Source organism: Rugamonas fusca (assembly GCF_014042365.1).
GTDB lineage: Bacteria > Pseudomonadota > Gammaproteobacteria > Burkholderiales > Burkholderiaceae_D > Rugamonas > Rugamonas fusca.
In genome coordinates, this window is sequence record NZ_JACEZS010000018.1 from 36,229 (window position 1) to 58,414 (window position 22,186).

Genomic DNA, 22,186 nt, shown 5'->3' on the forward strand with positions numbered 1-22,186 from the left:
GTACTGATTGAATGCGCGCCACGACCTGGCCGCGCTGGTTGCTTCGCTTACTTGTCCCGCTTGCTTGTCCCGCTTACTTGTCCTTATCCAGCGCGGCCAGCACCTTGTCGGTGATGTCGATGCGCGGGCTGGCCCACACGGCGTCCTGCAGCACGATGTCGAAGCCTTCCACCTGGGCCAGCTGCTTGATGATCCTGGTCGCCTTCTCCGAGATGGCGGCCCGCTCCTCGTTGGTGCGCTGGTTCAGGTCTTCGCGGAATTCGCGGTTGCGGCGCTGGTATTCCTTATCCAGTTCGAACACTTCGCGCTGGCGCTTGGAGCGCTCCGGTTCGGCCAGCGTGGGCAAGTCCTTGTCCAGCTTTTCCGACGCCGCCTTCAGGCGCATGGCCATATCCTGCACGGCCTTGTCGCGCGTCTTGAACTCCTCGGCCAGCTTCTCGCCGGCCAGCTTGGCCAGCTTGGACTCGTTATAGATGCGTTCCGGGCTGAGCCAGGCGATGCGCGACATCTGGATCGCGGATTGGGCCGGGGCCGGTGCCTGGGCCTGGGCCCCGGACACGGCACACCAGCCCAGCGCCAGCGCGGCGAAATACTTGGTCAAGGTAGCGGATGCAGTCTTCAACTTAATTCTCCGTAGCAATAATAAATCCGGTACGGCGTCAGAAGCCGGTGCCCATCTGGAACTGGAAGCGTTCCAGGCGGTCGCCCGGTTTGGCGTTCAGGGGCTTAGCATAACTCAACTTGAGCGGGCCCACCGGCGAAATCCAGCTGATCCCCAGGCCGGTAGAATAGCGCAATTCCGAAGCGCGCATCTTCTGGCCTTCCTGGTAGACCTGGCCCGTGTCGAGGAAGCCGAACCAGCGCAGGCTGCGGTCCGTGCCGGAACCGGGGAATGGCATCTGCAATTCCGCATTGCCGATCAGGCGCTCGGCGCCACCGAGCGCGTCGAAGTTGACGGGATCGACCGCGCCCAGCGATGAGCTCAGGTAGCCGCGCACGGAACCGATGCCGCCCGCGTAGAAGGTCTTGAACAGCGGGTACGGGTTGTGGCCGATGCCGTGGCCGAAGTCGATCTCGCCCTTGAGCGCCAGCGTGATCTTCGGATGCAGCGGCTTGTACCACTGCTGCTCGTACACGGCGCGGTAGTATTTCTGCTGGCCGGCCACGTCCAGTTCCAGGTTGGCGCGCTGGAAGCGGCCCACGGTCGGGGTGATGGCGCTGTCGCGGCTGTCGCGGGCCCAGGCCGCCGTCAGCGGCAAGGCGTTGGTGGTGGCGCTGCCCACGCCATCGACCGCGCCGGTCAGGCTGGTGACGTAATTCTTGAAGCGAATCGGGCTGGTGGAGTCGGTGTCGATGCGCGAACGCTCGGCGCCGATACCGAAGAACACGGTGTCGGTCTCCGAGAACGGCACGCCGTAGTTGATGTTGCCGCCCTGCTGGCGGATGGTGTAGCTGCCCACGTTCAGGGCCGGCGGCTGCTGGGTGCGCAGGTAGACCGAGAACGAGCGCGACACGCCATCGTCCGTGTAGTACGGGTCGGTCTGCGAGAACGACACGGTGCGGCTGTATTTGCTGGTGTTGAGCTCCATGCCCACCGTGGTGCCGCTGCCGGCGAAGTTGGCCTGCTGGATGGCCGTCTGGAAGGTGAACTTCTCGGCCTGCGAATAGGCGCCGCCGATCTGGAAGTTACCGGTCGGTTTTTCCGTCACGGTCAGGTTCACGTCCACCTGGTCGGAGGTGCCCTGCGCTTCCGGCGTGTCGATGGTGACGTCCTTGAAGTAGCCCAGGCGGTCCACGCGGTCGCGCGAGAGCTTGATCTTGTTGGCATCGTACCAGGACGATTCGAACTGGCGGAATTCGCGCCGGATCACTTCGTCGCGGGTGGTGGTGTTGCCGGCGATGTTCATGTGGCGCACGTAGGCACGCTTGCCCGGATCGACGAAGAAGGTGAACGCCACCTCGCGCTTGGCGCGGTCGATCTCGGGATTGGCGTTGACGTTGGCGAAGGCATAGCCGAAGGTGCCCAGGCGGTCCGAGATGGCCTTGTTGGTGGCCGTCAGGCGCTCGCCCGAATAGATCTCGCCCTTCTTGAGCAGCACCAGCGAGCGCAGCTCGGCCTCGCGGCCGAAGGTCTCGCCGTCGAACTTGATGTCCGACACCTTGTACTGTTCGCCCTCGGTGATGTTGATGGTGATGTAGATGTCCTTCTTGTCCGGCGTGATCGACACCTGGGTCGATTCGACCTGCATCTCGATGTAGCCGCGGTTCAGGTAGAACGACTTGAGCGCCTCGATATCGCCCGTCAGCTTGGTCTTGGAATACTGGTTGGACTTGGTGTACCAGCTGAACCAGCCGCCCGTGTTCAGGGCCAGGTTCTCCTTGATCTCGCTGTCGGAGAACACCTTATTGCCCACGATGTTGATCTGCTTGATCTTGGCGATCTCGCCTTCATCGACCGCGAAGGTCACGTTCACGCGGTTACGCTCGATCGGCGTGACGGTGGTGGTGATCTTGACGCCATACAGGCCATGCGACAGGTACTGGCGCTTGAGCTCCTGCTCGGCGCGATCCACCGATGCCTTGTCGAAGATCTTGGCCTCGCCCACGCCGATGTCCTTCAGGGCCTTGACCAGCGTGTCCTTCTCGAATTCCTTGGTGCCGGTGAATTCCACCTTGGCGATGGCGGGACGTTCCTCGACCAGCACCACCAGCACATTGCCATCGGCCTCCAGCCGCACATCCTTGAAGAAGCCCGTCGCATACAGCGCCTTGATGGCGGCCACGCTCTTCTCGTCGTTGAAGGTTTCGCCCACGCGCACCGGCAGGTAGCTGAACACCGTACCGGCTTCCGTACGCTGAATGCCTTCGACGCGGATGTCCTTGACGGTGAAGGGTTCGATGGCCAGCGCGCTGCCGGCACACAGGGCCAGGACGGCGGCGCCGATCAGACTGCGACGAAAGGAAGACGAGGCGATACGGTCAGTTTGTAATTTCATTGGCTAAATCGATGGCTATTCATTGAACTACTCATGGTACTGCTGGCAGGCCCTTTACTTCCGCGGGCCAGTTCCGCACAACGATGCGCAAGCCGCGCCATCGGCGGCACACTCGCGCCCGGAAAGTCCGCTACAACAGGCGCGCCACGTCGTTGAACACCGCGAGCATCATCAGGCCGACCAGCAGACCGATGCCCAGGCGTTGCGCAATCTCGCCAAAGCGCTCCGGCACGGGGCGCCCGGTCAAAACTTCCAGCGAATAATACAGCAAAAGCCCCCCATCTAGAACGGGTATGGGGAGCAAATTCATCACGCCCAGACTGATGCTGATGAAGGCGACGAAGCTCAGGTAGCTCGCCGCGCCTATCCGCGCCGTCTGGCCGGCGTAATCGGCGATCGTGATCGGGCCCGTCACGTTCTTCCATGACACCTCGCCCACGATCATCTTGCCGATCATCTTGAGCGTCATGGTGCTGGTGTCCCACACCTTGCCCAGCGCCTTGCCCAGCGCCGCCACGGGCCCGGCCCGCACGACGATCATATCCGGCATCTGCGCCACCATCGCGCCGATCTTACCGACTGTTACAGTTCCTTTGCCTTCCTTTTCAGCGGCCGGCGTCACGTCCAATTCCAGCGCCTGGCCCGCGCGGCGCAGGCCGACGCGCACCGTTTTGCCGGCGGCCGGACGGATATGGTTGATGAAGGCGGGACCGTCGGCCACGGCCACGCCGTCCACGCTCACAATCAGGTCGCCGGCCTGCATGCCGGCGCGCGCGGCCGCGCCGCCGGCGAGCACCTCGTCGATCACGGGCGCGGGCCGCGACAGCGTCAGGCCCAGGTGGCCCAGCACGTCGCCTTCCAGGTCCAGCGTGGCCAGCGCCGACGCCGGCAATTCCAGCGCGTAGCGGCCCATGCCGGGGCGCTCCACGTCCAGCCGCGCGCCCTGCCTGTCGATGGCGCTCTGGATCACTTGCCAGCGCAGCTCGGACCAGCCGGCCACCGCATGACCATTGATGGCCACCACCATGTCGCCGCGGCGCAGGCCGGCCGTATCGGCCACGCTGCCGGCCACGGGCGCGCCCACCTTGCTCGATGGCTCCTTCACGCCCGCCATGTACAGTCCCGTGAACAGCAAGATCGCGATCAGGAAGTTGGCCAGCGGACCGGCGGCCACGATGGCGATGCGGCGCCACACGCTCTGGTGGGTGAATTCACGGCGCAGTTCCTGCGGCGCCAGCGCGCCCAGGTCCTGCTCGCGCGCGTCGAGCATCTTGACGTAGCCGCCCAGCGGCAGCGCGGAGATGGCCCACTCCGTCTGGTCGGCGCCGAAGCGGCGCGACCACACCACCTTGCCCATGCCGACCGAGAAGCGCAGCACCTTGACCCCGCACCAGCGCGCCACCAGGTAGTGGCCCAGCTCATGGAACAGGATCAGCGAACCCAGCGCGACGACGAAAGCGAGCAGGGTCTGGAGCGCGCTCATTTTGCGTGGCCGGTGATATAGGTTTGGGCCGCCGCGCGAGCCGCCGCATCCTGCGCCATCACGGCTTCGATGCTGCTGGCCGCGCCGTGCGGCACGGCGTCCATCACGTGCGCGATCACGCGGTCGATCTGGCGGAAGCCGATGCGCTGCTCGAGGAAGGCTTGCACGGCCACCTCGTTGGCCGCATTCAGCAGGGCCGGCGCCGTGCCGCCGGCGCGCAGCGCGTCGAAGGCCAGCGCCAGGCAGGGGAAGCGCACGAAGTCGGGACGCTCGAATTGCAGCCCGCCCATGCGGGTCAGGTCCAGCTGGTCCACGCCGGAGGCGATGCGCTCGGGCCAGGCCAGCGCGTGCGCGATCGGGGTGCGCATGTCGGGGTTGCCCAGCTGGGCCAGCACGGAGCCGTCCACGTAGGACACCATCGAATGGATCACGCTTTGCGGATGGATCACGACCTCGATCTGGTCGGCCGGCGCGCCGAACAGCCAGTGGGCCTCGATCACTTCCAGGCCCTTGTTCATCATGGTGGCCGAGTCGACGGAAATCTTGCGGCCCATGACCCAGTTCGGGTGCTTGCAGGCCTGCTCGGGCGTGACGGCGTCCAGCGTCTCCACGGCGCGCGCGAGGAAGGGGCCGCCCGATGCCGTCAGCAGCACCTTGGCCACGCCGGCCGCTTCGGGCGCGCGGCCGTAGCCATGGGGCAGGCACTGGAAGATGGCATTGTGCTCGCTGTCGATCGGCAGCAGCACGGCGCCGCTGTCGTGCACGGCGTCCATGAACAGCTGGCCGGACATGACCAGCGCTTCCTTGTTGGCCAGCAGGACCTTCTTGCCGGCGCGGGCGGCCGCCAGCGTGGGCGCCAGGCCGGCCGCGCCAACGATGGCGGCCATCACGGCATCCACTTCGGCCGCGCTGGCGATGGCGCACAGGGCCTGCTCGCCATATTCCACTTCCGTGCGCAAGCCCTTGGCGCGCAGCAGCGCGCCCAGTTGCTCGGCGGCGGCGGCGCTGCCGACGACGGCGCGCACGGGGCGGAACCGTTCGCACTGGGCAGCCAGTTCCTCGACCCGGCTGTGGGCCGACAGCGCATACACGCTGTAGCGCTCAGGATGGCGCGCCAGCACGTCCAGCGTGGACACGCCGATGGAGCCGGTGGCGCCAAGTATGGTGATGCGTTGCATAGCTACTTCCTTTACAGCCAGGAGCCGATCAGCGCGGCCATGGGCAGCACCGGGATCAGGGCGTCAATACGGTCCAGCACCCCGCCGTGGCCAGGCAGCAGCTTGCTGCTGTCCTTCATGCCGGCGCGGCGCTTCAACTGGGATTCGAACAGGTCGCCGGCGATGCTGGCCGCCACCATCAGCAGCACGATGGCCAGCGTGGCCAGCCAGCCCATTTTAGCCTGCAGCCGCACCGCGAAGGTGTCCTGCAGCCAGGGCGCCACGGGCGCGGCGACGATGGTGACGATGGCCAGCAGCAGCACGATGGCGGCGCCGCCCAGGGCGCCCTCCCACGATTTGCCCGGCGAGATGGTGGGCGCCAGCTTGCGCTTGCCGAAGGCCTTGCCGCAGAAGTAGGCGCCGATGTCGGCCACCCACACCAGCGCCATGGCCGACAGCAGGAAGGCCGGCGAATGCTGGAACAGCGCCAGCATGGCGTAGAAGCAGCCGAACAGGGCGAACGCGAACGTCAGGCCCAGCGTCCAGTTGGCGGCCCCCTTGAGCGGCGGCAAGCCCATGCCCAGCGATGGCGCGAAGCGGATCGCCCACAGCAGCGCGCACACGGCGAACAGCGAAGTCATGGCGCCTGGCTTGGCGTGGAACATGCCGTACACGAAGGCGCCGGCGCAGGCGGCCCCGAACAATGGCGCCAGCTTCAGGCCGAACAGGCGCGCCGCTTCCCACATGGCGGCGCCCAGGAACAGCGTGGCCACCACCACGAAGGCGGGAAAATATTGGAAGAACAGCACCGGCAGCAGTACCGCCAGCAGGACCAGAGCGGTCAGGATCCGGGTTTTGAGCATCAGCTTGTCTTTTCTGCCAATTGATCGCCGGTGCGGCCGAAGCGGCGCTCCCGGTGCTGGTAAGACGCGATGGCCGCGTCCAGGTGTTCGCTGGAAAAATCGGGCCAGTAGGCGTCCGTGAAGAACAGTTCCGTGTAGGCCAGCTGCCACAGCAGGAAGTTGGAGATGCGCTGCTCGCCGCCGGTGCGGATGAACAGGTCCGGCTCGGGCGCGTAAGCCATGGCCAGGTGCGGCGCCAGCTGCTCCTCGGTGAAATCGGCGGCGCCGGGATGGGTGGCCACCATCTTGCCCACCGCCTGCATGATGTCCCAGCGCCCGCCATAGTTGGCGCACACGGTCAGCGTCATGCGGGTGTTGGCGGCCGTCTTGCGTTCGGCGCTGGCGATCATGCCTTGCAGCTTGGCGTCGAAGCGGCTCAAGTCACCGACCACCTTGAGGCGGATGTTATTGGCGTGCAGTTTGGACACTTCGCGCTCCAGGGCCGTGACGAACAATCGCATCAACAGCGACACTTCCTCCTCGGGCCGGCGCCAGTTCTCGGAACTGAACGCGAACACGGTCAGGTATTCCACGCCGCGGCGGGCGCAGGCCTCCACCACGGTACGCACGGCTTCCACGCCCTTGACGTGGCCGGCCACGCGCGGCAAAAAGCGCTTGGTGGCCCAGCGGCCATTGCCGTCCATGATGATGGCCACATGGCGCGGCACGGCGGGCGCATCCGGTACAGCGGTGGTCGAGCTTGTATATTTCATGAAAACGCAAATGCCAAAGTATAAAGTATTACAGCTGAACCACTAAAACACAACAGGGGCCAGACCCGCGCCGGCGGCGCCGGACGGGCCGGCAGCGCCAGGCGGGGTCTGGCCCCGGCACGGAGGCCCGGCCGCTTACACCGTCAGCACTTCCTTTTCCTTCTCGGCCACCATCTTGTCGATGTCGGCGATGAACTTGTCGGTCAGCTTCTGCACTTCGTCGGACGCGCGGCGCTCGTCGTCTTCCGAGCACGCCTTGTCCTTGACCAGTTTCTTCAGCGATTCGTTGGCGTCGCGGCGGATGTTGCGCACGGCGATCTTGGCATCCTCGCCCTCGCCCTTGCACAGCTTGACCATCTCCTTGCGGCGTTCTTCCGTCAGCGGCGGGGTCGGCACGCGGATCACGTCGCCCTGGGCCGACGGGTTCAGACCCAGGTCGGCGTCACGGATGGCTTTCTCGATGGTGGCGGCCATCTTCTTCTCGTATGGCTGCACGCCGATGGTGCGCGCATCGATCAGGTTGACGTTGGCCACCTGGGCCAGGGCCGTGGGGCTGCCGTAGTATTCAACCATCACGTGGTCCAGGATGCCGGTGTGGGCGCGGCCCGTGCGCACCTTGGCCAGGTCCGCGCGCAGGGTTTCCAGGGACTTGACCATGCGTTCCTGGGCGTTCTTTTTTACGTCAGCTAAGGACATTGCTGCTCTCCTGTATCTTGGGTAGGACTATTTGTTTGTAGATGAAAACTTAAACGTGCACCAGTGTACCTTCATCCTCGCCCATCACAACGCGCATCAGCGCGCCGGGCTTGGTGATGGAGAACACCTTGATCGGCAGTTTCTGGTCGCGGCACAGCGCGAAGGCGGTGGCGTCCATCACTTGCAGGTGCTTGGCGATGGCTTCATCGAAGGTGATCGAATGGAACAGGGTGGCGTGCGGATCCTTCTTCGGATCGGCCGTGTAGACGCCATCGACCTTGGTGGCCTTGAGCACGATCTCCGCACTCACTTCCGAGCCGCGCAGGGCGGCGGCCGTGTCGGTGGTGAAGAAGGGATTGCCGGTGCCGGCGGCGAACACCACCACCTTGCCCTCCTCCAGGTACTGCAGCGCCTTGGGGCGCACATACGGTTCGACCACCTGCTCGATGCCGATGGCCGACATGACGCGCGCCGTGATGCCCACGTGGCGCATGGCGTCGGCCAGGGCCAGCGCGTTCATCACGGTGGCCAGCATGCCCATGTAGTCGGCCGTGGCGCGGTCCATGCCCTGGGCGCCGGGCGCGACGCCGCGGAAGATGTTGCCGCCGCCGATGACGATCGCCAGTTCCACGCCCATCTTCGCCACCTCGGCCACGTCGGCCACCATCCGCTCGATCGTGCCGCGGTTGATGCCGTACGGGTCATCACCCATCAGGGCCTCGCCGGACAATTTGAGGAGGACGCGCTTGTAGGCTGGTTTTGACATGAGCTGGGGCTCCTTAGTTTGGTTTATTCGGGTGTTTCTGCCGGCGGAAGGTTCACGCACGCGATGATACCGCGTTGCTGCGCGCCGGGGTATTGCGCACCCGCCAGCCGGGGTGGCCGGGACGGCGGGTTAAAAAAACGGGCCTCGCGGCCCGTTTCACTATTACGCTCCTTTGGAAGCGGCCATTTGCGCGGCCACTTCAGCAGCGAAGTCGTCTTGCTTCTTCTCGATCCCCTCGCCCACCACGTACATGGTGAAGGCTTTGACGGTGGTCGCTTTCTCTTTCAGCATCTGCTCGATCGACTGCTTGTCGTTCTTCACGAAAGCCTGGTTCAGCAGCGACACTTCCTTCAGGAACTTCTGCACGGAACCTTCCAGGCGCTTGGCCAGGATTTCCGGCGACTGCACGGGCTTGCCTTCAGCGGCGGCCTTGGCGGCGTCTTCTTCCGCTTTCAGCTGGGCCACCGAACGCTCTTTTTCGATCAGTTCGGCAGGCACCTGGTCAGCCGACAGCGACACCGGCTTCATGGCGGCGATGTGCATGGCCACGTCCTTGCCCACTTGCTCGTCGGCGCCGTCGAATTCGACCATCACGCCGATGCGGGTGCCGTGCAGGTAGGAAGCCAGCTTGGCCGTCGTTTCGAAACGCTGGAAGCGGCGGATCGACATGTTCTCGCCGATCTTGCCGATCAGGGCCGAGCGCACTTCGTCCAGGGTCTTGCCATCGGCTGCCGGCAGGGCCAGCAGGGCGGCCACGTCGACCGGATTCTGTTCGGCCACCAGTTTGGCGGCGGTGTTGGCCAGGTTCAGGAAGTCATCGTTCTTGGCCACGAAGTCCGTTTCCGAGTTCACTTCCACCAGGGCGCCCACGCCGTTGGCGATGTAGGTGGCCACCACGCCTTCAGCCGTGATGCGGGCCGATGCCTTCGAGGCCTTGCCGCCCAGCTTGACGCGCAGGATCTCTTCCGCGCGGCCCATGTCGCCATCGGCCTCCGTCAGGGCCTTTTTGCATTCCATCATCGGTGCATCGGTCTTGGCGCGCAGTTCGCCGACCATCGCTGCAGTAATCGCTGCCATGTGTTTCTCCTGTATTCTGTGGGGTTGTGGTGTGGGGCGGCGCACGGTACGGCGCACAGCGCCCGGTCCACGATTAAAAAAAAGGGGGAGCTGCTGCCACCCCTTTTTCCTTGCTACTGACGAGCGGGCAATTAAGCCTGTTCGTTCACTTCGACGAACTCGTCGCCAGCGGCAGCCTTGATCATTTCAACGACTTCGTTGCCGGCAGCGGCACGGCCTTCCAGGATGGCGTCAGCCACACCGCGGGCGTACAGCATGATGGCTTTCGAGGAGTCATCGTTACCTGGGATCACATAGCTCACGCCTTCTGGCGAGTGGTTGGTATCGACCACGCCGATCACAGGGATGCCCAGTTTAGCCGCTTCGGTGATCGCACCTTTGTGGTAGCCGACGTCAACGACGAAGATCGCGTCAGGAACGCCACCCATCTCCTTGATGCCGCCGATCGACTTCTGCAGCTTGACCATTTCGCGTTGGAACATCAGCGCTTCTTTTTTCGACAGCTTCTCGACCGAACCGTCTTCGATGGCCGCTTCCATGTCTTTCAGGCGCTTGATCGAGGTCTTGATGGTCTTGAAGTTGGTCAGCATGCCGCCCAGCCAACGCTGGTCAACATAAGGAACGCCTGCGCGCTGAGCTTCAGCGGCGATGATGTCGCGGGCTTGACGCTTGGTGCCGACCATCAGGATGGTGCCACGGTTCGAAGCGACCTGTTTCACGTGCTTCATCGCTTCCTGATACATACCCATCGTCTTTTCCAAGTTGATGATATGGATCTTGTTGCGGTGACCGAAGATGAACGGTGCCATCTTTGGGTTCCAGAAACGGGTTTGGTGGCCGAAGTGGACACCGGCTTCCAGCATTTCGCGCATAGTTACGGACATATTAAACTCCAGGGTTGGGTCTGGAATCCGATCAGTCACCTTGACGGCACCCTTGTCGACCGGATTCGCTTGTGTAATTAAAAAATCAAACGTTTTTACAACATTGCTTAAAAACGAATTCAAGCAACCCGAAATTCTACCGCAACATGCGGTCCCAGATCAAGTCCGGCGTCACGTCTGCGCGACCCAGGTCAATTCCGCCACGTAAACTTTTCAACAACATTACCCGTGTCAAGAAAAATCAATGTCATTTTAATGAAATATTTCTAGCGTTTGTGGCTTAAATGACAGCAATTGGTTGCCGAATCGTATTATCATTAGGAAAACTATAGTTCTGTAATAGCAATACCGGATTGCAGGACACTATAAACCGGCATAACAATGGGAAGAACAACATCATGTCCATCGCTCTCGCTGTCACGCTCGCCGCCCTGTCCACCGTGCAGCCCAGCTGTTCCTGGGACCGGCCCGGCGTCAATCCCTACACGGGCAATGCAAATGCCGCCATTGACCGTTACACCGACCTGCCACCGTCCGTGCGGGCGGAACTGAAAAAGCGCATCGCCAGCAAACAGCCTGACGACATGGTCAGCATCACGCGCGACGCCATCACCAGCGATACCAATGGCGCCTACGATCCGGCCATCCGCGACATGCACTTTGGCGCCGCCTCCGTGTGCCACAGCGTGACGCGCAACAAGTGGGCCAAGACCCGCGTGGAGCCGGCGGCCGTCTACTGCGCGGAGAACCATTGCATCCTGGTGCCCAAGATCTGCGGCAACATCAGCCGCATCAGCCGCCCGGCTGCGCCCGTGGCCCACAACACCGAGGATGACGCCGGTGGCCGCGCCCCTATCCTGGTTGCCGCCGCCGCGCCAGTCGTGCTGGTGCCGGCCGAGGCGCCAGCGCTGGTGGTCGCGCCACGCGAAATGCAAGTGGCGCCGCCCGTGCCGGTGGCCGCGCCACCGGCCTTCGTCAACTCGGCGCCGCCGTTCGAAGTGCAGGTAGGCTTGCCACCGCCGCCACCGACGCCGCCCGCGCCGCCACCCGTGCCGGAACCGGACACCTGGGCCATGCTGCTGGCCGGCGCCGGCCTGCTGGGCTGGCTGGCCAAGCGCCGCGCCGCCTGATTCCGCCCTTCGCGCGGGCGCGCCGCCTGACCGGCATGCCCGCAGACCCGCCCCGTCGGACAGCACGGGGCGTCCCGCCTCGTTTATAATTTCAAGCTACTGCACGCCGCGAGCACGAACCTGACGTTCGACCTGCTCGCCGCCTGCGTTTTTTCCGTTTACTTTGCAGATTGCGATCCACTATGTCGATTACCATCAACACCGCCGAAGACATCGCCGGCATGCGCGTCGCCGGCCGCCTGGGCTCCGAGGTGCTGGACTACATCACTCCCTACATCAAGGCCGGCGTCACCACCGGGGAACTGGATCGTCTGTGCCATGAATACATGGTCAACGTGCAGGGCACCATCCCCGCCCCGCTCAACTACTGCCCGCCCGGCTACACGCCGTTCCCGAAAGCCATCTGCACCTCCGTCAACGACGTGATCTGCCACGGCATCCCCGGCGACAAGGTGCTCAAGAACGGCGACGTGGTCAACCTCGACATCACCGTCATCAAGGATGGCTACCACGGCGACAACAGCCGCATGTTCTTCATCGGCGAACCGTCGATCATGGCCAAGCGCCTGTCGGACATCACCTACGAATGCATGTGGCTGGGCATCGCCCAGGTCAAGCCGGGCGCCCACCTGGGCGACATCGGCCACGCCATCCAGCAACACGCGGAAAAGGCTGGCTACAGCGTGGTGCGCGAGTTCTGCGGCCACGGCATCGGCAAGGTGTTCCACACCGAGCCGCAAGTGCTGCACTACGGCCGCCCCGGCACGCTGGACGAACTCAAGCCCGGCATGATCTTCACCATCGAGCCGATGATCAACGCCGGCAAGCGCGAAATCCGCGAGATGGGCGACGGCTGGACCATCAAGACCAAGGACCGCAGCCTGTCGGCCCAGTGGGAACACACCATCCTCGTCACCGACACCGGCTACGAAGTGCTGACCCTGTCGGCCGGCAGCCCGCCGCCGCCAGCCTTCATCACCAACGCCACCGTGGCCGCGTAAGCACCATGCCGGCCGCCGCGATGAAGAAGGACCTCCGGGAGCAGCTCAAGCGCCAGCTCAAGGCCGACCGCCAGCTCGTCATCGCCGGCTTCCAGGCCGACGGCATGCCCGAAAAACTGCTGCGCAACCTGCGCCAGAGCGTGGACGCCGTGCTGACGCAAGCGTGGCACGCGGCCGCGCTGCCGGACGACACGGCCCTGGTCGGCGTGGGCGGCTACGGCCGCGGCGAACTGTTCCCCCACTCGGACGTGGACCTGTTGATCCTGCTGGCCCATGCGCCCGACGAGGCCACCCGCGGCAAGCTGGAAGAACTGGTGCAACTGCTGTGGGACCTGGGCCTGGAGATCGGCCACAGCATCCGCACCGTGGACGAATGCATGACCGAGTCGCAGGCCGACATCACGGTGCAAACCAGCTTGCTCGAGGCGCGCCTGATCTGCGGCGACCAGCCCCTGTTCGAGGAACTGCAGCGCCGCTACGACGCGGCCATGGACCCGCAGGCCTTCTTCCACGCGAAAATGCTGGAGATGCGCCAGCGCCACGCCAAGTACGAGGACACGGCTTTCAGCCTGGAGCCGAACTGCAAGGAAAGCCCGGGCGGCCTGCGCGACTTGCAGGTGATCCTGTGGATGGTCAAGGCGGCCGGGCTGGCCAACTCGTGGCGCACGCTGGCCACTTCGGGCCTGATCACCCAGACCGAGGCCAAGCAGCTGATGGAGAAGGAGCGCGCCTTCAAGGACATCCGCGTGCGCTTGCACCTGCACGCCGGCCGGCGCGAGGACCGCCTGGTGTTCGACGTGCAGACGGCCATCGCGGAAACGCTGGGTTTCCAGGCCACCGGCAGCGGCGCCAACATGCGCCGCGCCAGCGAATACCTGATGCAGCGCTACTACTGGGCCGCCAAGACCGTCACCCAGCTCAACACCATCCTGCTGCAGAACATCGAGGAACGGCTGTTCCCGCAGTCCGGCGTGGCCGTGCCCATCAACGCGCGGTTCAATGAACTGAACGGCTTCATCGACATGAACGATGACGACACGTTCGAGCGCACCCCGTCGGCCATGCTGGAAATCTTCCTGCTGATGACGCAGAACCCCGCGCTCAAAGGCATGACCTCGCGCACCATGCGCGCCCTGTGGCACGAGCGCTTCAAGATCGACGCCGGCTTCCGCCAGGACCCCGTCAACCGCGCCCTGTTCCTGCGCATCCTGCAGGCCCCGGTGGGCATCATCCACACGCTGCGGCGCATGAACGATTTGTCGGTGCTGGGCCGCTACCTGCCCAACTTCCGCAAGATCGTGGGCCAGATGCAGCACGACCTGTTCCATGTGTACACGGTGGACCAGCACATCCTGATGGTGGTGCGTAACATGCGCCGCTTCACGATGACGGAGCATGCGCACGAGTACCCGTTCTGCAGCCAGCTGATGGCCAACTTCGCCCAGCCGTGGGTGCTGTACGTGGGCGCCCTGTTCCACGACATCGCCAAGGGCCGCGGCGGCGACCATTCCAAGCTGGGCACGGTGGACGCGGCCCAGTTCTGCCACGACCACGGCATGAGCGCCGAGGACACGGAACTGGTGGTGTTCCTGGTCGAAAACCACCTGACCATGTCGCAGGTGGCGCAGAAGCAGGACCTGTCGGACCCGGACGTGATCGCGGCCTTCGCCAAGGTGGTCGGCGACGAGCGCCACCTGACGGCCCTGTATCTGCTGACGGTGGCCGACATCCGCGGCACCAGCCCCAAGGTGTGGAACGCGTGGAAAGGCAAGCTGCTCGAGGACCTGTACCGCATCACGCTGCGCGTGCTGGGCGGCGAGCACCACTCGGCCGACAGCGAACTGAAAAACCGCCAGCACGAGGCGCTGGCCACGCTGCGCCTGTACGGCCTGCCGCCGGACGCGCACGAAGCGCTGTGGAAGCAGCTCGACGTGGCCTACTTCCTGCGCCACGACGCCTCCGACATCGCGTGGGAAACGCGGGCCCTGTACAACCGCATGGACAGCGCCCAGCCGGTCGTCAAATGCCGGTTGGCGCCGATCGGCGAAGGCTTGCAGATCGCCGTCTACGTGCGCGACCAGGCCGACCTGTTCGCGCGCATCTGCAGCTATTTCGACCGCAAGAACTTCAGCATCCTCGACGCCAAGATCCACACCACGCACCACGGCTACGCGCTCGACACCTTCCTCGTCACGGAGCAAAGCTTTGCCAAGAGCTACCGCGACATCATCAGCCTGATCGAGCATGAGCTGTGTGAACTGCTGACCAGCCAGGCGGCGCTGCCGGCGCCGGGCAAGGGCCGGCTGTCGCGCCTGTCGCGCAGCTTCCCGATCCAGCCCACGGTCGATCTGCGGCCCGACGAACGGGGCCAGTACTACCTGTTGTCGGTGGCGGCCAACGACCGCACCGGCCTGCTCTATGCGATCGCCAACGTGCTCACCAAGTACAAGATCAACCTGCACACGGCCAAGGTGATGACGCTGGGCGAACGGGTCGAGGACGTGTTCATCGTCGACGGCGCGGCCCTCAGCAACGCCCGCCTGCAGCTGCAACTGGAAACCGATTTACTGGACGCGCTCAAGGTGTGAGCCGCGTCCGCCCTACTTGAAGAATCAATGCAACATGAGTGAAGAACTTTTACGCCTGTCCAAACGCATGTCCGAACTGGGCCTGTGCTCGCGCCGCGAGGCCGACGAATGGATCGCCCGCGGCTGGGTGCGGGTCGATGGCAAGGTGGTGTCCGAACTGGGCAGCAAGGTCTACCCGAGCCAGCGCGTGACGGTGGAACGCCAGGCTGCGGCCGAGCAATCGAAGCGCGTGACAGTGCTGATCAACAAACCGATGGGCTACGTCAGTGGCCAGGCCGAGGACGGCTACCAGCCGGCCGTGGCCCTGATCAAGCCCGAGAACCGCTGGGCCGACGACCCGGCCACGGAACAATTCCATCCCACTCAGCTGCGCAGCCTGGTGCCGGCCGGCCGGCTCGACATCGATTCCGTCGGCCTGCTGGTGCTGACCCAGGATGGCCGTGTGGCCAAGCAACTGATCGGCCACGACACGGACATCGACAAGGAATACCTGGTGCGGGTGGAATACACGCGCCCCGGCAAGCTGCCCGATGCGGACTTGAAGAAGCTCAATCACGGCTTGTGGATGGACGGCAAGCCGCTGCTGCCGGCCAAGGTGCGCTGGCAAAATGAGGACCAGCTCAGCTTCACCCTGCGCGAAGGCAAGAAGCGCCAGATCCGCCGCATGTGCGAGATGGTGGGCCTGAAGGTGGTGGGCTTGAAACGGGTACGCATCGGCAAGGTCAAACTGGGTGACTTACCTGTCGGACAATGGCGCTACCTGCGCCCGGACGAGCGCTTCTGACCTGGCGCCGTCCACGACCAACGGCGCGTGTGGCGCCCGCAAGCCATTAGATGAAAGATTCTTGCTATTCTGCAAGCCAACGCGGGCAATACTGGGTAAACTACCCTCGCAGACCATCTTTTTCCCCCGAAAATTGCAAAGAGATATGCCGTCGTGAATAATCCACTACCCAGCCAGTTCCGTCGTGGTCCACCAAGCCTGAAAGACGCACAAGAACCGATCGCGGCCGGCAGCAAGCCGCACGAGATGAACAGTGAGCAAGACATCGGCGACGCCCTGGCCATGCTGGCCGAGACCGGCGATCCGGTGTCGATCTATCCCAACAGCAGCACCAACGTGGTGATGGCCCGTATCCGTTCCGTCGATCCCGACCATCCCCATTTCGTGCTGGAACTGAATGAAGGCGAAATCCTGCCGCCCGGCGAAGCCGTATTCGTCGCCTGGCTGCGCAGCGCCAAGATGCAGTTCAAGCTCAGCTCGCCCGACTGGGCGCCGCTGGCCGAGCACCCTACCCTGATCCCGGCCACGTTCCCGGAGAAATGCCAGATCCTCAACCGGCGCGCCGCCCAGCGCCTGGAAACGCCGCTGGGCGTGTACTTCCTGGCCTCGTTCGTGCTCAATGGCAAGCCCTACGAATTGCAGCTGTATGACTTTTCCGCCGGCGGCGTGGGCATGCGGGCCGCCCCGCGTGACGCCGTGGGCCTGCACGTGGGCCGCAAGCTGCAGCGGGTGCGGCTGGAACTGGGGCCGGACGCCGTCATGATCGCCGACCTGGAAATCCGGCTGTCGCGCACCTTCCGCTCATTCTTGCTCGGCGAGCAAGTGCAGATCGGCTGCCAGTTCATCAACCTGTCGCCGATGATGCAGGAAGAGCTGACCCGGCTGCTGCAAAAACTGAGCGCCGAAAAGAACCGCTGATTTTCAGCAAATCCGGCGCGGGTTGCTTGCAACATTTCTGCCACTGTAATTTTTGTTGCTCCTGAATCCATTAAATAAGCATGTATGCAACAAAATCCGCAAATATTTTTGTTTGCAGATAGCAAATTCCGTTTGTCTTATGATAATCTGACCTCACTGCTTCAAATTCACACCGCTGGCAGATGTGAAGCGCAGACAGAATAGCGAGCGATGCCAGTCATTTATCACTCTACAAACACGGGATATAACATGAACAACATTAAGACCAAAGCAGTCAAACTGGCTATGGCCGCCGCTGGCTTGGTGCTTGCCACGTCCGCCTATGCGGCCCCTCCGGCCAGCAACTGGGTAGACGTTACCAGCCTGGTCAACATCAGCAATAACCTTGGCTCATTCAGCCTCGGCGGCAATCACACCGTGACGTTCACCGACTTCAGCGCTTCGCCGGTGAGCGTTGCCTACTACGGCGCCAACCTGGGCGCCAACAGCGTGTCGGACATTCTGGCCAGTCTGCCCAATAGCGGCATCCTTGGCCTGACCAAGACCAGCTCCTTTACCGCTGGCGCAGCCGCCAATGCCAACCCGACCTTCACTTTGCATCCAGCGGACAACAGCTATCTGGCCGTGCACTTCGGCGGCGCCGAAATGTTGTTCCACTGGAGCACCGCGCCGGCGAACTTCGTCCTCACCAGCGACAAGCTGAGCAACTATCGCGCCTTCATCTCGCCGGTACCTGAGCCAGAAACCTACGGCATGCTGCTGGCCGGCCTGGGCCTGGTGGGTTTCCTGGCCCGCCGCCGCAAGGCAGCCTGATCGCCACACGCCGCATCCGCAGCATAAACGCCCCGCCAGGGGCGTTTTTTTTGTCCATACATGTTGTCCGTGTTTTTTGGATGTCCATCGCGGTAGAATCAAAGTCCGTCCGCTCACGCCCGTGCCGCCATGCTGCAAGCATTGCCTTATCCGATACGCCAGGAGTGCCCGCCCGGCGCCTGCGTCTGCGGGCGCGACGGACTGCTGGACGCGCTGGACACCGCGCCCGAGACGGACGTGCGCATCCTGCGCCTCACGCGCGAGGAGGAAAAGCGCCTGGTCGCCCGCATCGAAGCTGTCGCCAGCTATGAGGAATTGCAGCACATGACGGCCCGCATGGACCAGTTGCTGGGCATGGTCGTCAGCATCACGCCCAGCGTGCACGGCGTGCGCACGGTGCGCGGCCTGACGATCGAACTGGCCGAACGCCCGGGCCTGTGCCGCAAGACGCGGCAAACCATCCCGGCCGCCATCCGGCGCTGCCTGGACCGCCATCCCGAGATCGTGTACGCGCTGCTGAACGCGCGCGACCTGCTGGGCGCGGCCTAGGGCCGTCATGCCGGGGCTGGACGCGGCTTGCTACCGGCTTGATACCGCATAGCGCGCGCCGCTTGCCCCCGCCCGCGCGCCATGCCACAATGACCACGCGCCATACCCACACACTGTCAGCAAACACCTAGGAGGCTTCCATGGTTTCAGCAACAGAACAGTTCACCGCACAATTGCCGGCGGCCAGCCGCGCACAAGTGGAAGCACAAGTCGATTTCGTCACCGCGCTGGCCCAAAGCGGGGTCGACAGCATGGCCAGACTGACCGCCCTCAACATGGACGCCATCCGCAGCGTGCTCGACGAATACCCCAAAGCCATGCACCAGCGGCTGGCGGCAAGCACGCCGCAAGAGTGGCTGGCCATGGCCAGCGCCCAGGTGGCGCCCACGCTGGAGCGGGCCGTCGATTACGGGCGCCAGCTGGCCGAACTGACGCTGGAGACGCAAACGGCCCTGAGCCGCGCGGCCCAGCAAGCTGGCAGCCACAAACAATAGCCCGAGCGGCCGGAATACCGGCCACCGATTCCCCCCCGGGAGTGCTCCATGTCCCTGTCCGACCCGCCAGCCGGTACGCCGGCCACGCCTGCGCTCGCCTCGTCCATCTTCGACTACTGGGTCGACGCATGGCAGCGTTCCATCCTCACCCTCGATGTGCTGCGCGAGCGCGGCAACATCTATGCCGAGCATGAGCAATCGGGCAAGCCGCCCGTGCTGGTGTTCGACTACGACATCATCGTCGATGGCCGCAAGCTGGAACGGCCGGCCAACTACGCGCTGGCCGCCATCAAGCCGCCGCCCGGCTGCCCGCCCACCGACCCGCACAAGCGCCCCTTCGTCGTGATCGACCCGCGCGCCGGCCACGGCCCCGGCATCGGCGGCTCCAAGATCGACAGCGAGATCGGCATCGCGCTGCGCCAGGGCCACCCGTGCTACTTCGTGATGTTCTTCCCGCAGCCGGTGCCGGGCCAGACGGTCGAATGCGTGACGGCGGCCGAGCGGGTATTCCTGGCCAAGGTCAACGCCCTGCATCCGGGCGACGCCGGCAAGCCTTTCGTGATCGGCAACTGCCAGGGCGGCTGGGCGCTGATGATGCTGGCCGCGCTGGAGCCGGAACTGGTGGGCCCCATCCTGCTGGCCGGTTCGCCGATCTCCTACTGGTCCGGGGTGCACGGCAAATACCCGATGCGCTACACGGGCGGCCTGCTGGGCGGCACCTGGCCCGCCTCGCTGGCCGGCGACCTGGGCAACGGCAAGTTCGACGGCGCCCACCTGGTCAACAACTTCGAGCAGCTGGACCCGGCCAACACCTACTGGCACAAGCCCTACGGCCTGTACGCCAAGGTCGACACGGAACGCCAGCGCTTCCTGGAGTTCGAGCGCTGGTGGGGCGGCCACTTCCTGCTCAACAAGGAGGAAATGGAGTGGATTACCCAGAACCTGTTCGTCGGCAACCGCCTGAGCGCCGGTGAAATCTTCCATGATGACGGCCGCAGCCAGGTCAACCTGCGCCACATCCGCTCGCCCATCATCGTGTTCGCCTCGTGGGGCGACAACATCACGCCGCCCCAGCAGGCGCTGAACTGGATCCCGGACCTGTACGCCAACGCCGGCGAGATCCGCGACAACGAGCAGACCATCGTCTACTTCCTGCACGAGCACGTGGGCCACCTGGGCATCTTCGTGTCGGCCGGCGTGGCCAACCGCGAGCACACGGAACTGGCCAACGCGCTGGACCTGATCGACGTGCTGCCGCCGGGCCTGTACGAAGCCATCATCACCGACACCCACCCGGACATGCCGGGCCTGGAATTTGCCAGCGGGCGCTACGTGATCCGCTTCGAGCCGCGCGAAGTGAGCGACATCCTGGCGCTCGGTGAAGGGCGCGACGACGAGCGCGCGTTCGAAGTGGTGCGCCGCGTGGCCCAGGTCAACCAGGCCATGTACGACCGTTTCGTCTCGCCGGCCGTGCGCGCCATGTCCAACGAGACGACGGCCGCCGTCTACCGCAACCTGAACTGGGCGCGGCTGGAGCGGCACCTGATCTCGGACAGCAATCCCTTCGTCAAGGCCGTGGCGCCGCTGGCCGAAGCCGTGCGCGCCCAGCGCCGCCCGGTGGCGCCCGACAACCCGCTGCTGCAGGCCGAACAACAGGCCAGCACCATGATCGGACAATTGTGGGACAGCTACCGCGACCTGCGCGACAGCGCCTGCGAGAACCTGTTCAAGGCCGTCTACGAATCGCCGCTGACGGCGGCGCTGGTGGGCCTGGCGCCCAACGCGCCGCACCTGAACCGTCCCCGTGGGCGCAGCCGCGAGCAGGACGAACTGCTGCGCCTGCGCCGCGCCGAACGCGAGACGTGGTTCGAACGGGGCAGCCAGGAATCGGGCTTCCTGCGGCTGGTGATCTACGTGGCCAGCGGCGTGGGCGTGGTGGACAAGCGGCCATACGACGGCATCCGCCAGCTGATGCGCGAACGGGGGCTGGACCAGACCATCACGCTGAACCAGCTCAAACACGCCGTCAACCTGCAGACCTACCTGGTACGGCTGGACGAAGAGCGCGCCCTGCAAGGCTTGCGCGTGCTGCTGCCCACGCTGGCCCAGCGGCGCGAAGCGCTGCACCTGGCGCGCGGCCTGCTGGCCCGCAGCGGGCCGATCAAGGAGGAAAAACGCTTGCGGCTGCAGCACGTGGCGGCCATCCTGCAGGTGGACGAGACGGCCGCCCCGGCCGTCAGCGAACCGGGGCCGGAGATGTAAAGGCGTGCCGCCGCTTAGCCGGGATGGGCCACGGCGGCGCCGGGCATGGTGCCGCCTTCGCTGCCATCGGGATAGATGTCGTGGAACTTGCTGAAGTCGAGGATGCGCAGGTCGCCTTCCTGCTTGTCGGACAGGATGTCGGCGAAGTGGTGGTTGAAGAAGATGTGCTCGGCCGAATAGCTCTGGCGCGCGTGGACGAAGTCATTGAGCGTGTCGTCCGTGCCGGACACGCCCACCGTCAGCGTCGTCCCCTCGTTGATCAGGTCCTGGCGCGTCTTGCCCCACAGCGGGCTGCTCTCGTCGATGCGGTGCATGATGGTCCACGTGAGCGCGAACACGGTGGTCTGGTCGCGTTCCAGCTTGAGATCGTAGAAGCGAGTGAACAACTGGCCCTCCTGGGTCGTCTCGCGCCGCACCAGCGAGGCCCGCACGGACGCTTCCAGGATCAGGTTGGAGCGTTCGTTCCCGGCCCGCAGCATCAGCGTGGGCACGCCATTGAACGGCGTGATAACGGCCGAATCGGAAAACATGATGCGCGACGTGGGCCGCGAGAAGCGCGCGAACAGCAGGCCCGTGACCACCGCCACCTCCACCATGCCCAGCATGATCTCGATGGACGCCACCACGTGGCCGTAGGTGCTGCCCGGATTCATGTAGCCATAGCCCACCGTGGCCAGCGTCTCGATCGAGAAGAACACGGTATCGAGGTAAGAGTCCGGGCGGGCGTTGGCGACGGAGCCGGGCACCAGGTAGAACGCGCTGGCGAACAGCAGGTTGGTCAGCACGTAGATGGTGGAAAACAACAGGAAGAAGCGGGTCCACGTGAGCGTCAGCATCCAGTGGTAGATGTCGGCCCAGTACCAGCGCGGCAGGCCGATGCGCTTGATGCGCGAATTGCCCATGCGGAAGGTGCCCCGCTCGGCGCCCACCTTGGGCCGCAACGGCCCCTTGACTGGCTCTGCGCTCATCGTGC

20 protein-coding genes are annotated in these 22,186 nt (G+C 64.5%); 9 read left to right on the forward strand and 11 right to left on the reverse strand.

The genetic code is table 11. The features are described from left to right. Positions 1 to 73: 73 nt before the first annotated feature. The 10 genes from H3H36_RS19065 to rpsB form a co-directional block, all read right to left on the reverse strand. Positions 74 to 622, reverse strand: a complete 549-nt coding sequence (locus H3H36_RS19065; protein WP_182219683.1) for an OmpH/Skp family outer membrane protein — start codon at positions 620 to 622, stop codon at positions 74 to 76. 37 nt (positions 623 to 659) lie between these two features. Further along, positions 660 to 2,996, reverse strand: a complete 2,337-nt coding sequence (bamA, locus tag H3H36_RS19070; RefSeq protein WP_182219684.1) for an outer membrane protein assembly factor BamA — start codon at positions 2,994 to 2,996, stop codon at positions 660 to 662. Positions 2,997 to 3,126: 130 nt separating this feature from the next. Then, complete coding sequence (gene rseP / locus H3H36_RS19075) at positions 3,127 to 4,479, reverse strand: RIP metalloprotease RseP (protein WP_182219685.1); 1,353 nt, start codon at positions 4,477 to 4,479, stop codon at positions 3,127 to 3,129. Next, positions 4,476 to 5,657, reverse strand: a complete 1,182-nt coding sequence (gene ispC / locus H3H36_RS19080; protein ID WP_182219686.1) for a 1-deoxy-D-xylulose-5-phosphate reductoisomerase — start codon at positions 5,655 to 5,657, stop codon at positions 4,476 to 4,478. Before ispC ends, rseP begins: the two co-directional genes overlap by 4 nt. An 11-nt stretch (positions 5,658 to 5,668) precedes the next feature. Then, on the reverse strand, positions 5,669 to 6,499 hold the full coding sequence (locus tag H3H36_RS19085; protein ID WP_182219687.1) for a phosphatidate cytidylyltransferase: 831 nt from the start codon (positions 6,497 to 6,499) through the stop codon (positions 5,669 to 5,671). Continuing rightward, positions 6,499 to 7,251: a polyprenyl diphosphate synthase gene (gene uppS / locus H3H36_RS19090; protein WP_182219688.1), complete on the reverse strand. Its 753-nt coding sequence runs from the start codon at positions 7,249 to 7,251 to the stop codon at positions 6,499 to 6,501. The genes H3H36_RS19085 and uppS overlap by 1 nt, the downstream gene beginning before the upstream one ends. A gap of 135 nt (positions 7,252 to 7,386) precedes the next feature. After that, positions 7,387 to 7,947 (reverse strand): ribosome recycling factor, encoded by a 561-nt coding sequence (gene frr / locus H3H36_RS19095; protein ID WP_182219689.1) that lies wholly within the window; start codon positions 7,945 to 7,947, stop codon positions 7,387 to 7,389. Between the two features lie 49 nt (positions 7,948 to 7,996). Continuing rightward, entirely contained in the window at positions 7,997 to 8,713 is a 717-nt protein-coding gene (gene pyrH, locus H3H36_RS19100; RefSeq protein WP_182164413.1) for a UMP kinase, read from the reverse strand. Between the two features lie 162 nt (positions 8,714 to 8,875). Further along, positions 8,876 to 9,790: a translation elongation factor Ts gene (gene tsf, locus H3H36_RS19105; protein WP_182219690.1), complete on the reverse strand. Its 915-nt coding sequence runs from the start codon at positions 9,788 to 9,790 to the stop codon at positions 8,876 to 8,878. A 131-nt stretch (positions 9,791 to 9,921) separates the two neighbouring features. After that, positions 9,922 to 10,674, reverse strand: coding sequence for a 30S ribosomal protein S2 (rpsB, locus tag H3H36_RS19110; protein ID WP_182164417.1), 753 nt, complete (start codon positions 10,672 to 10,674; stop codon positions 9,922 to 9,924). Between the two features lie 398 nt (positions 10,675 to 11,072). Between rpsB and H3H36_RS19115 the strand changes: the two genes are divergently transcribed. The 9 genes from H3H36_RS19115 (at position 11,073) to H3H36_RS19155 (ending at position 21,213) form a co-directional block, all read left to right on the forward strand. Beyond that, the gene (locus H3H36_RS19115) at positions 11,073 to 11,804 is read left to right on the forward strand and encodes an MHFG family PEP-CTERM protein (protein ID WP_182219691.1); all 732 of its coding nucleotides are present in this window, start codon (positions 11,073 to 11,075) and stop codon (positions 11,802 to 11,804) included. A 182-nt stretch (positions 11,805 to 11,986) separates the two neighbouring features. Then, positions 11,987 to 12,805 carry a type I methionyl aminopeptidase gene (map, locus tag H3H36_RS19120; protein WP_182219692.1) on the forward strand — a complete coding sequence of 273 codons (819 nt, stop codon included), beginning with the start codon at positions 11,987 to 11,989 and terminating at the stop codon, positions 12,803 to 12,805. Between the two features lie 20 nt (positions 12,806 to 12,825). Continuing rightward, complete coding sequence (locus H3H36_RS19125; RefSeq protein WP_182219693.1) at positions 12,826 to 15,393, forward strand: [protein-PII] uridylyltransferase; 2,568 nt, start codon at positions 12,826 to 12,828, stop codon at positions 15,391 to 15,393. 34 nt (positions 15,394 to 15,427) lie between these two features. Continuing rightward, positions 15,428 to 16,177, forward strand: coding sequence for a pseudouridine synthase (locus tag H3H36_RS19130; protein WP_182219694.1), 750 nt, complete (start codon positions 15,428 to 15,430; stop codon positions 16,175 to 16,177). Between the two features lie 246 nt (positions 16,178 to 16,423). Next, positions 16,424 to 17,095 carry a flagellar brake protein gene (locus H3H36_RS19135; RefSeq protein ID WP_182219738.1) on the forward strand — a complete coding sequence of 224 codons (672 nt, stop codon included), beginning with the start codon at positions 16,424 to 16,426 and terminating at the stop codon, positions 17,093 to 17,095. Between the two features lie 249 nt (positions 17,096 to 17,344). Next, positions 17,345 to 17,908: a PEP-CTERM sorting domain-containing protein gene (locus H3H36_RS27125; protein WP_229219988.1), complete on the forward strand. Its 564-nt coding sequence runs from the start codon at positions 17,345 to 17,347 to the stop codon at positions 17,906 to 17,908. Between the two features lie 129 nt (positions 17,909 to 18,037). After that, positions 18,038 to 18,457: a hypothetical protein gene (locus H3H36_RS19145; RefSeq protein WP_182219695.1), complete on the forward strand. Its 420-nt coding sequence runs from the start codon at positions 18,038 to 18,040 to the stop codon at positions 18,455 to 18,457. A 140-nt stretch (positions 18,458 to 18,597) separates the two neighbouring features. Beyond that, complete coding sequence (locus tag H3H36_RS19150; RefSeq protein ID WP_182219696.1) at positions 18,598 to 18,951, forward strand: phasin family protein; 354 nt, start codon at positions 18,598 to 18,600, stop codon at positions 18,949 to 18,951. Between the two features lie 48 nt (positions 18,952 to 18,999). Continuing rightward, positions 19,000 to 21,213, forward strand: coding sequence for a DUF3141 domain-containing protein (locus H3H36_RS19155; protein WP_182219697.1), 2,214 nt, complete (start codon positions 19,000 to 19,002; stop codon positions 21,211 to 21,213). 14 nt (positions 21,214 to 21,227) lie between these two features. Here the strand turns inward: H3H36_RS19155 and H3H36_RS19160 are convergent, their stop codons facing one another. Beyond that, positions 21,228 to 22,181, reverse strand: a complete 954-nt coding sequence (locus H3H36_RS19160) for an ion channel (RefSeq protein ID WP_182219698.1) — start codon at positions 22,179 to 22,181, stop codon at positions 21,228 to 21,230. Positions 22,182 to 22,186 lie beyond the last annotated feature (5 nt).

What these genes read in the sequence shown, in the direction of transcription:
- bamA (WP_182219684.1), bottom strand. Translation starts at nt 2,996, where the DNA reads ATGAAATTACAAACTGACCGTATCGCCTCGTCTTCCTTTCGTCGCAGT.
- rseP (WP_182219685.1), bottom strand. Translation starts at nt 4,479, where the DNA reads ATGAGCGCGCTCCAGACCCTGCTCGCTTTCGTCGTCGCGCTGGGTTCG.
- ispC (WP_182219686.1), bottom strand. Translation starts at nt 5,657, where the DNA reads ATGCAACGCATCACCATACTTGGCGCCACCGGCTCCATCGGCGTGTCC.
- H3H36_RS19085 (WP_182219687.1), bottom strand. Translation starts at nt 6,499, where the DNA reads ATGCTCAAAACCCGGATCCTGACCGCTCTGGTCCTGCTGGCGGTACTG.
- uppS (WP_182219688.1), bottom strand. Translation starts at nt 7,251, where the DNA reads ATGAAATATACAAGCTCGACCACCGCTGTACCGGATGCGCCCGCCGTG.
- frr (WP_182219689.1), bottom strand. Translation starts at nt 7,947, where the DNA reads ATGTCCTTAGCTGACGTAAAAAAGAACGCCCAGGAACGCATGGTCAAG.
- pyrH (WP_182164413.1), bottom strand. Translation starts at nt 8,713, where the DNA reads ATGTCAAAACCAGCCTACAAGCGCGTCCTCCTCAAATTGTCCGGCGAG.
- tsf (WP_182219690.1), bottom strand. Translation starts at nt 9,790, where the DNA reads ATGGCAGCGATTACTGCAGCGATGGTCGGCGAACTGCGCGCCAAGACC.
- rpsB (WP_182164417.1), bottom strand. Translation starts at nt 10,674, where the DNA reads ATGTCCGTAACTATGCGCGAAATGCTGGAAGCCGGTGTCCACTTCGGC.
- H3H36_RS19115 (WP_182219691.1), top strand. Translation starts at nt 11,073, where the DNA reads ATGTCCATCGCTCTCGCTGTCACGCTCGCCGCCCTGTCCACCGTGCAG.
- map (WP_182219692.1), top strand. Translation starts at nt 11,987, where the DNA reads ATGTCGATTACCATCAACACCGCCGAAGACATCGCCGGCATGCGCGTC.
- H3H36_RS19125 (WP_182219693.1), top strand. Translation starts at nt 12,826, where the DNA reads ATGAAGAAGGACCTCCGGGAGCAGCTCAAGCGCCAGCTCAAGGCCGAC.
- H3H36_RS19130 (WP_182219694.1), top strand. Translation starts at nt 15,428, where the DNA reads ATGAGTGAAGAACTTTTACGCCTGTCCAAACGCATGTCCGAACTGGGC.
- H3H36_RS19135 (WP_182219738.1), top strand. Translation starts at nt 16,424, where the DNA reads ATGAACAGTGAGCAAGACATCGGCGACGCCCTGGCCATGCTGGCCGAG.
- H3H36_RS27125 (WP_229219988.1), top strand. Translation starts at nt 17,345, where the DNA reads ATGAACAACATTAAGACCAAAGCAGTCAAACTGGCTATGGCCGCCGCT.
- H3H36_RS19145 (WP_182219695.1), top strand. Translation starts at nt 18,038, where the DNA reads ATGCTGCAAGCATTGCCTTATCCGATACGCCAGGAGTGCCCGCCCGGC.
- H3H36_RS19150 (WP_182219696.1), top strand. Translation starts at nt 18,598, where the DNA reads ATGGTTTCAGCAACAGAACAGTTCACCGCACAATTGCCGGCGGCCAGC.
- H3H36_RS19155 (WP_182219697.1), top strand. Translation starts at nt 19,000, where the DNA reads ATGTCCCTGTCCGACCCGCCAGCCGGTACGCCGGCCACGCCTGCGCTC.
- H3H36_RS19160 (WP_182219698.1), bottom strand. Translation starts at nt 22,181, where the DNA reads ATGAGCGCAGAGCCAGTCAAGGGGCCGTTGCGGCCCAAGGTGGGCGCC.